Consider the following 11,625-nt stretch of genomic DNA (forward strand, 5'->3'; position numbering starts at 1 on the left):
TGCAAGAAGTAATTAAGAAAAAAGGATTAAATATCAATAATAAAATATTATATCAGAGAAGTCTGCTTTGTATAAACAATAATTATGCTGTTGAGGCTGTAATAATAACCCCATCATCTGAAGAGCTAAAAACGAATGGGGCATCTTTTATTAAATCGCTAAACCTCAAATCATGAAACTGTTTTTTAGTACTTGGTATGACCATTGCTGCTAGTATATTTGCAACTTTATGGCTTGGATTAAATAGACTTTACCGAGCGAATATTTTTATTGCCGCCATCGCTCCCGTTGGTTCCGCAATGGTGTTGGACTAACTGATGCCACCGTCTGCTGTGCAATGTCACAACTGATTTAGTAGGATGGTTCTAGTCGGATAGTACAGTTTTTGAAAGTAAGGTGATTTCCGAAAAAGAAATTACCAATTAAAGTGGTTGAATCAAGATGTCCCATTTGGGCAAAAGTGGATTTCGTTGCAATCTAGACTCGACTGGCTTCATATCTTTCTTAGTTAAAGAAATCCCTTTTTGGTAAACAGTTTTGCTAAAAGTAACGATTGGATGTAATCCTTTCCAGGTCATGCTTTTAGCCCATAAAGAATTTTATTCTGCAAAAAGCAATATTAACGAAGAAGGGGAAGGGAAAAAGCTTTAATTCCTTACCCTTCCCCTTTCATGGAACCATTATTAAACCCGGATTAATCATCCCTGCCTTTTTAATTGTTGAAAAAGCAGTTTCCCCGATGATCCGATGAGCCGCAGCCGTCGGATGAATGCCATCCCAGAACAAAAACTGGTCTGGGTTACTACAGATGCTAGAGCCAGACAGACATGGACTGGTGACATTGGTAAAGTTAAAAGCTGCCGGATTTGCAATTGCATCTCGATACAGCGTGTTAGCATCTAATTGCACAATCTCCAGATCAGAATGCTGTTGACTAAGTACCTTGAGCGATCGCCTCAAGCCTTGATTATGTGCTTGTGTTAATGCACTAAGATTCACAGAATTCGCACTGTTTCTAGTGGCAGGTAACTGTCCTAAATCTGGTAAATTTGCTACCAAAATCTTTTTAGCACCCACATCAGTTAGAGAATTGATTGCCGTTGTCACATTTTTAACAGGAATAGTTGCACTGCTTACTCCTTGCAGATAATCATTTGCTCCTGCCCACAGCACATACAAAGCATCTGAATTCGTCTTTTGATGTGTTTGCGTAAACGACTGCACTTGATTTAGCAAGCTAGGTACATAGCTGTTGCCAACACTGCCAGTAGTCGATCCTCCATAAGCAAAATTATTAGTTTGCTTGGAGGATAGATGGAGGGATTCGGCAAGATACTCAATCCAAACCCGACCATTCGAGTAACGCCCTTGAAAGTAAGTTGGGTTAGGCGGGTACATTCCTCCTGTCGCCCGGAATACCATCCCTGTATCCGAAAGACTATCCCCAAATACATACAGTTCTGTGATGGGATGAGTTTTATCCATAAATTTTGCCGCTACAACCATAATAAAAATTAAGAGAGCAAGTCCTGTTCTTAAAAGCCACTTTTTTCTTTGCATGAAAATTTTCTGCAAACCCTAAAGACTATAGTTATTGATGATTATTGTGAGTAAATATTGAGCTTGCAATTGAACACTTCTTTAACTTAACAAGCTAGCTTGAGGGCTAGTGAGCAAAACCGGATACTTTCAGGTGTGGATTTTACTAATTGTTTTAATGCAGTTTTCAAATGAATTAGCCTCTCCCAATGTGAGAAGACCGCGCTGCTTAAGAGTTGTAGCAACTAGTACCGCAAGGCGGAAGTCAAAAGTCAAAAGTCAAAAGTCAAAAGTATAATGGAATGGGCTTTTTAGGGATTTTAAATGGTTGCTTTATTTACGCCGTGGCGTACTAGCGCGACACCGAGAGAAGAAAGAAATGCTTAACCCAACCGTATTGAATATGAAACTAGAATATTAATGCGATCGCAAACGGTTCGGATAAAATCCTCCCGGCTGTGGCGACCCCCTTAAAAAGCCACCGTGTACACACAAATCTCTCTTGAGGCAATTTACGGTATTCATTTTTTCCTCACCGTGCCCGTTCAGGTTTTTTGTACGCTTAGAAATTTTTAAGTGCCTGAAACGACACTTTTTCTCTTTGTTTCAGAGGTGCTGAGTTTGGGACGCTATTAGCTCGCGTAGCCAAATGTGTAGCGGATCGCGATCGCAACGCTCATGCCAAATCTGTAGAAAATTGTACTTATCAAGTTCAATCGGTGGCTTCAGGATAGCAAGCTTTGTATATTCAGCAAAGAGCATTGCAATTCGACTAGGCAACGTAACAATGAGATCAGTCTGAGCGACTATCAGAGGAGCCGAGAGAAAATGTGGTAACTTCAACATCACTCGACGCTTCACACCTAAGCCTTCCAACAGAGTATCCACACGGGTTTTAGTCGAACCCGGTATTGCGTTTATAGGCGTAATGAAGGCATGTGGCCAAGCAACATAAGATTCAATTGTAAGATCCGTTTGAGTAATGGGATGGTCAGCCCGAACTACAGATACATAATCCTCTACAAATAACTTTTGGGATCTAAACTCCGAAGTTTTTGGTAGATTAGGAACTCCTAAGCCTAGATTGATAACTCCATTTCTCAGTAAATCTAATGTATCAGAACGCCAATGATGGCATTCCAAATTCAGTTGGGGAGCCTGTTGAGAAATTTGCTTCAAAACCTTCGGAAGAATCAAAACGGTTGCGTAATCTGATGCAGCTAGCTGGATTGTACCTTGTGCTGTTTTAGGTTCAAAACCGGTTGGTTGAATTAACTGCTCAATATTTAACAAAATTTTCTCTAGTGGTTCGAGTAGCTCAAGAGCTCGTGGTGTAAGAACCATGCCTTTCTTAGACCGCACAAGTAATGGATCGTTGAACACTTGGCGTAATCGCCCAAGTGCGTGACTGGTGGCTGATTGACTCAAACCAATTTTTTCTCCAGCATTCGTGACGTTACGCTCTTGCAGCAAGGCATATAACACCAGTAAAAGATTAAGATCCAATTCCAGCAAATTTATTTCATGCATAGACATTATTTATTCTATGAATTTGACAAATAATCATAAATTACTTACTATCAGTATGTTTATTAAAAACAAGGTATAGGATAAAAGTTTGTCAATAATTTGGATCTAAATCACTAAGCAACCCTTGACTGAAAATCACGGGCTGTGAAAGAGGATAAAACTTTTCATGCTTCTCCTATTTTTTTATTTATTAAGTAAGTCAGCACAAGAAAAACAACCTATGTAAATCAAAGTGAAGGAGGCTAAAACTCTTGTCCTCTCAGGAGTGGAGGACTCAGTGGCTCATCTGGGGATTGGGGGAAATGGTGCGACGCCGAATAGCCCGTCGTAGACATCGCCTTTTCAAGTTCATCATTCCACCTTTGAGCCTCATGGTTCAAGCTCAGAACTCGAAACGCCGAGCTTTTATCTTGGAACTTGATGCTCAGAACTCGAAATGCCGAACTAGGAGGCTGGGAAATCTAAACTTTGCCGAAAAGAGATGACTATTTCATTCAATGATCGCCTCAAGCCTTGATTATGTGCTTGTAGTTAATGCACATGAGCAACGCGATTTTGTGAGGTGCTAAAAATTAGGGGTATAAACCACCTGTTTAATAGTGCCCCAGCTACGCCCGCACTTCTCTACGAGACGCTACACGTAGCTTGCTTCCACGAAATGGTACGGCAAAGCTACTTCGACTGCGCTCAGTACAAGTCAGTGAGCGCCGCAGGCATCGCAGCGAGATAGCTGTTTTTATTGAGAATCTGGCTATGTGACTGAGAATTCAAACCCGATCTCACAAAATTGCGTTGCTCCCTTAATGCACTGTGGCTTATAGAATTCGCACTGGTTCTAGTCGTAATTAACGATTTTGCCAATTGTCTTGATGCAGTGGTGTTGTGCCTTGTTAAATTGTCGTCACCAATCACCTTTCTCGTAAATGCCCTACCAGTTAACAAAAATTACAATTGCATCGTTGCTCAAACCGTTAGAAAGTTCGCCAGAGTGCGAGTAGGAGTTTTTATATTACTTTTGTGGAAAACTGAAATGATTCAAAAATTTACAACCCCAATCCATAGAGGCAAATACATCCGTGTTGCTAAATTTGCAGATGTTCAAGCAGCAGGTAGTTTGTTGGTTCGCAGCGAAAAACATAGCATTGCTCTGTTTTACTCACACAATAAAGTCTATGCAATTGATAACCGTTGTCCTCATATGGGCTTTCCCCTCCACGGAAGTACTTGCAAAAATGGCATTGTGACTTGCCCTTGGCACTATGCGCGTTTCGATCTCGCTAGTGGCGGAACATTTGACTCTTGGGCAGATGATGTTCCCTGTTTTGGTGTAGAAATCCGCGATGGGGAAGTTTGGGTAAATTTAGATCCCCCAGTTAACCTCTATGCCCACCACAGCCAACGTCTTCAGGATGGTTTAGAACAGAATATTTCGTTAGTTATTGCCAAATCAGCGATCGCATTACTAGACATGGGGGCAGATTTTACCGAACCATTTCAGGTGGGACTGGAATTTGGCACACGTTATAACAAAGCAGGCTGGAGTACAGGCTTAACCATCCATACTTGCATGATGAATTTGCTGCCTTATCTAGATGCAGAAGACAAACCCCGCGCCCTTTTCCAAGGACTTTCAGCAGTCGCTAGTGATAGCGCTGGAGCGCCGCCTCATTTTGTAGTTCATCCATTGCCCAATTCTATCGTTGACGTTAGTACCCTCAAAAGCTGGTTTTGCCAGTTTATTGAGGTGCGTGATAGTGAAGCAGCAGAGAGATGTCTGATATCTGCAATTCGGGCAGGAGCTAATTCTCAGCAGATCGCAGACATGCTGTTCACATCTGCCACAGACCACTGTTACATCGATAGCGGTCATGTACTCGACTTCATTAACAAGGCACTGGAAGCCCTGGATGCCGTTGATTGGCAAGGGGCAGAGTCAGTTTTGGCGAGTCTAGTTTCTGGTTTAGCAACTGCTTCTCGCATGGAAGAATCCAATTCTTGGTGCTACCCTGTGGATTTAGTAGGAATTCTGAAATCTGCCTTTGAGCAGTTACCTATGGTTTTGGCAGTAGGACGACCTCGACAAGGAACTTGGTCAGGTGAGGAGGAATTAGTGCCGATTTTGTTAGGGGAAGATCCACAGAAAATTATCAATTCTCTTCTGACTGCTCTAAAAGCTGGTTGTACTGAAGAACAATTGGCAGGTGTAGTTACTTACACAGCAGCACTTCGGGTAGCTCGTTTCCACACTAACAACGACTTTAGCGACTGGAATTCAGCGCACCATCCGTTCACTTTTGCCAATGCAGTGCATCAAGGATTACGACGAGTGCCAACGCTTGAATTACTACGAGGTGTGTTTGATGCTGCTATGAGTGTATATCTGAATCGTTTTTTGAATGTCCCACCAGCAAGACTCCCAGAACCAAAAGACTCTGCTCAAAATCCAGAAGAATTGCTCAACCAACTACCAGATTTATTAAATCGCCAACAACAAGTAAATCAGACAGGTCAGTTAGTGGCTGATTATTTGTACAATGGCGGCTCTGTTGAGCGACTGATGGCAATGTTGGGTAAGTTGATGCTGCGCGAAAATCGGGAGTTTCATGTGATTCAGGAAATGGAAGCAGCTTTTAGACAATACTCACTCTTAAGTGAAACTGCTGGTATTCATGTACTAGTTGCTGCTGCTCGTTATTTAGCAGCACACGCGCCCACAATGCGATCGCAAGAGCAAACCTATCAAATTGCTGATCGCTTGCATAAAGGCGATCGCCTGTTTGAAGAATCATAATTTCGAAGCTGGAGGTTTTGGCATAGAAACTGCTGATGCTTACAAAACTGCGTTTGATGGTTCTGCGCTCTGAATTCAGCTATTCCAAATTGAAATTGCATAATTAGGGTGGGTATCTCGCCTGCCCGTAGCCAAATGCAGGCTTTTCAGTCCATCTAACAAGATTGGATAATTGATTTGTTGTAAACTTCAAATAATCAATAAAATCAGGTGCAACCTTTAGAGTTGATTCGTAAAGAAAATTTAAAGAGAAGTGAATTTGGTTTTACTCAGGTTATGGGCTAAATCGAGTGTAGTTATGTAGAGTTGCAGAATTTCTGATAAAAGCAATGTATATTCATTTACATGGGCAAAGTAATAATAAATTTTGTCCCCTCACCAGGTACTGACAAGCAGTTGACTTGTCCGTTGTGTTTGTCAACAATAATTTGGTAGCTAATCGCTAATCCCAGCCCGGTTCCCTTACCTACGGGCTTGGTTGTGAAAGATTGCTCAAAAATTCGAGATTGCACCTCGGTAAGCATACCGGGGCCGTTATCTTGGATGCAAATTGTGACGGTTTGTTGTTGGGGATCGACCGATGTGGTAATGGTGATGATGTTCAAGCAAGCAGCAATCTCTCGATTGGAATTGTTTTGATGGAGTTCATCAAATGCATCAATGGCATTGGCGATGATATTCATGAACACCTGGTTCAGTTGTCCGGGATAGCAACTGATTGGAGGTAACTCACCGTATTGTGTGACAACCTGGATTTTAGTGCGATCGCCATTGCCTTTGAGTCGATGTTTCAACAGCATTAAGGTGCTATCAATTCCTTCGTGAATCTGAAACTCTACCTGAGATGAAATATCTGCGCGAGTAAAAGTTCTCAGAGAGAGACTGATCTCTTTAAGACGGGTAATTCCCTGGTGCATTGATGCCAGTAGTTTCGGTAGATCCTCTGCCAGATACTCCAAGTCAATTTCTTCAACAAGCTCTTGAATTTCCTGGTCTGGCTGCGGTAGCTTCTGCTGTTGCAGGTTCACTAGGCGAAGCAGATTATTTACATATTCCTCTATATAAGATAAATTTCCGCTAACGAAACCAACCGGATTATTAATCTCATGACCAATACCTGCAACCAACTGCCCTAAAGTGGACATTTTCTCACTCTGGATCATCTGTAGTTGGGTTTGCTGTAACTGCTGTAGAGATTGAGTTAACTCTGCGGTGCGTTCTTGCACACGTTCTTCTAATGTGCGGGTGAGATGGGAAATTTTTAGGTGTAACTTTAAACGGGCAATGACTTCTTCTTGTTGGAAAGGTTTGGTAATATAGTCAACTGCACCTATTTCCAGTCCGGCCACCTTGTCTGTAGAATCGGATAGGGCAGTCATGAAAATTACTGGAATATTCTGAGTGATCGGATTGTTTTTCAGTCTGCGACAAGTTTCAAATCCATCAATACCTGTCATCATTACATCTAAGAGAATCAGATCGGGATGAGCATAAGCTGTTTGTTCGATCGCTGACTCTCCATCTGTTGCCATCAGGGCTTTCCAGCCACACCTCTGAATCGCTTCAGATAAGACCTTGAGATTGTTTGGATTGTCATCCACTAACAAAATATGTATGGGTTTCGAGAGAGGAACAGCGATCATGGATGTAACTCCGTTGTGACAAATGATTTGAGTAACTTACGGATTTTTCCAGTTTGGAAATTGGCAGTGAGTTTGCTTAACTCTGTTGCAAAAGGAGCTAGTTGACTGTTTTGCTCAATTAGTTCTTTTAACATTCCCTCAATCGCCGAGATATCTCCCATCATTGCCAAATGATAGAGTTGTTGCAAAACATCTTGGGATGGTAGTACCCATTCACTAGCACCGATCTGCTCACCTTTGGGAGGCGAAGATTCGGCATATATCCATTCCACTCCCAACAGCGATCGCAGTCTATTGAGTAGTTCCTCAATCTGGAGAGGTTTGGGTAGGAATGCTGTTGCCCCTGCCTCTAAACTCCGCTGACGATTTGACTCAAAGACGCTGGCACTAGAGACGATAATCGGAATAGAACAGGTTTGTGGATTCGCTTGCAGGTGAACCATTAACTCAAAACCATCCATATTGGGCATGGCTAAATCGAGCAGAATCACATCTGGATTGTGTTCAATTGCCACCTGTAGCCCATGTTTGCCATCGGTTGCTTCTAAGGTTCGACAGCCAATTTCTTGCAGTAGATTGGTCAACATAGAACAGTGGTTGCGATCGTCATCGACGATTAGAATTTGAGGCGCACTACCCTGAATCCCGGTAATTTTCTGGGGAGTTGGAGTGTAAGGAGTCGTAGACATCGCTTCTTTACGCCAGTCATGAGCGAGTGGTACTGATACTGTCAAATCCAGCCAAAACAGACTTCCTTCGCCCAGGTGACTCTGCACCTGAATTTGGCTCCCCATCAATGCTGCAATTCTTTGGCTAATTGCCAATCCCAAGCCAGTACCTTCAGATCGTTGCCCTGCTTCACCCACTTGCTCAAACGGCAAAAAGATTTTCTCAAGTTGCTCTGGTAACATCCCAATACCCGTATCTTCAATCTGAAAACGAATATTTTGATGTGTCATTTGTCCATTGTCATGAGTCATTTGTTTAGACTCTTGACCAATGACTAATGACAAATGACTAATGACTTCCACTTTGAACGTTACGCTACCGCTATTTGTAAATTTGATCGCGTTGCCCAGTAAGTTAATTAACACTTGCCGCAGCCGTTTTTCATCGACTTGAATGGCAAGTGGTAGGCGATCGCTAATTAAGATATTAAATCCAATCCCTTTCTGTTCAGCCCGGATACCACAAATCTCAGTTACACCATGTAAGAAACTGGGCAGATGGACGCTAGTGACAACCAAATCCAATTTCCTCGCTTCTATCTTCGAGAGATCGAGAATGTCATCGATCAGCATCAAAAGATGCGAACCGCATTGGTAGATAATGCTGACTCCTTCGAGGTTTTTAGCTGTGATGTTTGGCGATCCTTTTAGTAGCTGGGCAAAACCAAGGATGCCATTTAGAGGTGTGCGTAGTTCGTGGCTCATATTGGCGAGAAACTCACTCTTGGCCTGATTGGCAGCATCGGCAGCTTGTTTTGCCTCGACTAATTCATGAGTTCGTTCTTCGACTTTCGTCTCTAGGGTTTTGGAATAATCCAATAGTTGACTGTTGGCAATTTCTAGTTGGCGATTTGTTTCTTCTAACTTGCGCTGTTTATAGGCATTAGTTGTTGCAATCACACTACCGATAAACGCCGCTAAGGTGGGTGTTACCGGAATCAAAACACCATACAAAAACATCCCATAGCCACATAATATACAGGCTCCACTGATGGCTACAGTTGCCCAAAGAATTTTGCCGCCGGGAACCCGCAGCTTGCTACTAGTGGATAATAACCAACTACCTGTAGAACCAATGACAGACCACAAAATAATCCAGAGTGATAAAGAAATGCCAGAAAACCCGTGCAGACTGGCTTTTCCTGTTTTTGCTCCTCGTACTAGTTGATGAGCAATATTCGCATGAACAACCACACCTGGAGTCGGTTTTTGAGCAGATATCCAAGAAGAGAAGGGTGTGCTGAAGAAATCATTGGTACTGGAGGCAATTGACCCAATAAATACCATGCGATCGCGCATCAAATCTGCTGGAATTTTCCCTGCTAACACATCGCGCATCGCAACTGTCCGAAATGCGGCATCTGTTCCATGCCAATTGAGCAGAATTTGATAACCTCCTAAATCGGCATCGGTGTAACCTGCTTCTTGATTTTGCAGTGGTAAGTAAATTTCCTTACCCAACTGAAACTTTTGCTGTTGAGGGTCAATGCTTTCTAAGCTAATTTTTTCAGCTTCGAGGTACTTTAGAGCTACAAGGGTTGCTAGTCCGGCTTTAATGGTATTTTTCTCTTTGGCATCTTCAGCTGTCAAGAGGGCGCGACGTACAAAGCGATCGCCATCTAACACTAAATCTGCTAATCCTACCCGATCCTGTTTTTTCAATTCCGGCGGGGGATTGACGCGTTCGCCAGTAATTTTCTCAACTCCGATCAAATTGGGAGTGTTGCGAAAAACTTGAACAAGTTGCTCGTGTCCGCTTCCTTCCGGTAAATCTCGATAGAGATCCAAGCCAATGGCTCTAGGCTGCTGCGCTCGGATTTTTTCTAGTAATCGTGCTAGCGCCCAGTCTGGAACTGGCCATTTACGTACCGATTGGATATCGCGCTCATCGATTGTAACAATCACAATCTCATCAGCGATCGCCACAGGCGATCGCTGACGAACCCATTCGTCGCGAATTTCCCATTCCGGTAAATTGAAAAGTCCCAACGATTGCCCAACCATAACCGTCAAGGCAACGCTAGGAGTAATAATCAAAACGCTGCGAGTGCGTTGGACAAAAGCCTGGAATTTGCGCCACATATTTGTACTATATAAATGGGGATTGGGGAACTCGGCGTCCCCTCTGAAAATAAGGGGTAATGGGGACTGGATAGAAGAAACAAGAGAGGGACAAAAAGAATAATTACTCTTAACCTAATGCCCAATGCCGAATTCCCAAACTGCAATTAGTTAGTAGATGCTAATAAGTTCGCTGTTACAATCTCCTTCAAACTGACTGAGGATAGAAGTTCTTCCCATTGTTTGCGGAGAGTTGCATTGTTGGGTTGAGCGGTGTATACCGCTGCAAGTGTTGCCACACAGTCATACCAAACACCGTTTTTACCCAAAGCAGTAGCCCGCTTCAGAGCATCTTGCTCTTGGATTGCTGTTGCCAACTCAGCGCTGGGCTGAATACGCTGAACCCAACCATCGACGTAAGGCGTACTTGGACTGAGTTGCCCATCTACTTTGAGTGCTAAGAACCATTGATAATTTTTACCAACAGCTAAAGCGGGTGCATTCGCTGGTAATTTGATCGCGATTACCCCAGTTCTCTCTGCAACTGAAATGTTCATCTGATATTGCATATTGCCAGCTTCATCTTTGAGGCTGAACACGGCTTCTTGAGCATTGGAAACTGGCAGATACACCAATATTGTGGGACGTTCAGACAGTGTTGTGCCATAGAAGTTTTGGGGCAAGAGGGCGATTAGCGCTGCTGGTTGTGTTGTACTTGTAGTTGCTGGATTCAAGTAGTAAGTACCAACGCGAGAAGCACCCGCACTTGCTTGTTGGGGAGCGCCTTTGCCGACAGCAGGTGTAAAGAGGTTGCCGCGAGAAGCTCCTCCAGTTGCCTGTCTGGGCGTACCTTTGCCGACAGCAGGTGTAAAGAGGTTGCCGCGAGAAGCTCCTCCAGTTGCCTGTCTGGGCGCACCTTTCCCGACAGCAGGGGTAAACATACTACCGCGAGAAGCTCCTCCAGTTGCCTGTCTGGGCGCACCTTTCCCGACAGTAGGTGTAAACATACTACCGCGAGAAGCTCCTCCAGTTGCTTGTCTGGGAGAGCCACTGTTGGCGGGTGGGGTAAATGTAACAGCATGAGCACTTGTCCATGCACTGCTAGCGATCAGAGCGATGACGCTCAATGTACTAGCTAAATATCGACGTTTCATGATGTTTTTCCTTATCTCATTGAAATGTGATACAAACAAAATACGTTTTTTTGACTGTGGTCAGAAGCTCAGAGAATAAGTCTAAGTAATAGTAAAGTCAGAGAACTTCTACTAGCAGTATAGGCGAGCCTGAGCTAAAACACTGTAAAAAATAGCCTAAATTATTTGTAATAAACTCC

7 protein-coding genes are annotated in these 11,625 nt (G+C 43.3%); 1 reads left to right on the forward strand and 6 read right to left on the reverse strand.

The annotated features are described in order from the left end of the window. Window positions 1–422: 422 nt before the first annotated feature. The 3 genes from NLP_RS35985 to NLP_RS05515 all read right to left on the reverse strand — a co-directional run bounded on the left by NLP_RS35985 (window position 423) and on the right by NLP_RS05515 (window position 3,069). Window positions 423–578 (reverse strand): ISAzo13-like element transposase-related protein, encoded by a 156-nt coding sequence (locus tag NLP_RS35985; protein ID WP_158680299.1) that lies wholly within the window; start codon window positions 576–578, stop codon window positions 423–425. Between the two features lie 91 nt (window positions 579–669). Beyond that, window positions 670–1,560, reverse strand: a complete 891-nt coding sequence (locus NLP_RS05510; RefSeq protein ID WP_104905501.1) for an SGNH/GDSL hydrolase family protein — start codon at window positions 1,558–1,560, stop codon at window positions 670–672. Between the two features lie 585 nt (window positions 1,561–2,145). After that, window positions 2,146–3,069: a LysR family transcriptional regulator gene (locus NLP_RS05515; protein ID WP_158680300.1), complete on the reverse strand. Its 924-nt coding sequence runs from the start codon at window positions 3,067–3,069 to the stop codon at window positions 2,146–2,148. 1,030 nt (window positions 3,070–4,099) lie between these two features. Here NLP_RS05515 and NLP_RS05520 point away from each other — a divergent pair. Beyond that, a complete protein-coding gene (locus NLP_RS05520) occupies window positions 4,100–5,860 on the forward strand; it encodes a Rieske (2Fe-2S) protein (protein WP_104905503.1) in 1,761 nt (586 codons plus the stop codon). Window positions 5,861–6,201: 341 nt separating this feature from the next. Here the strand turns inward: NLP_RS05520 and NLP_RS05525 are convergent, their stop codons facing one another. From NLP_RS05525 to NLP_RS05535, 3 genes are all read right to left on the reverse strand, one after another. Continuing rightward, window positions 6,202–7,503 carry a hybrid sensor histidine kinase/response regulator gene (locus tag NLP_RS05525; protein WP_104905504.1) on the reverse strand — a complete coding sequence of 434 codons (1,302 nt, stop codon included), beginning with the start codon at window positions 7,501–7,503 and terminating at the stop codon, window positions 6,202–6,204. Next, window positions 7,500–10,313 carry a CHASE2 domain-containing protein gene (locus NLP_RS05530; RefSeq protein WP_104905505.1) on the reverse strand — a complete coding sequence of 938 codons (2,814 nt, stop codon included), beginning with the start codon at window positions 10,311–10,313 and terminating at the stop codon, window positions 7,500–7,502. Before NLP_RS05530 ends, NLP_RS05525 begins: the two co-directional genes overlap by 4 nt. 146 nt (window positions 10,314–10,459) lie before the next feature. Next, complete coding sequence (locus NLP_RS05535; RefSeq protein ID WP_104905506.1) at window positions 10,460–11,446, reverse strand: DUF928 domain-containing protein; 987 nt, start codon at window positions 11,444–11,446, stop codon at window positions 10,460–10,462. Between the last annotated feature and the right edge of the window lie 179 nt (window positions 11,447–11,625).

The sequence above is a fragment of the Nostoc sp. 'Lobaria pulmonaria (5183) cyanobiont' genome, assembly GCF_002949795.1.
Taxonomy (GTDB): domain Bacteria; phylum Cyanobacteriota; class Cyanobacteriia; order Cyanobacteriales; family Nostocaceae; genus Nostoc.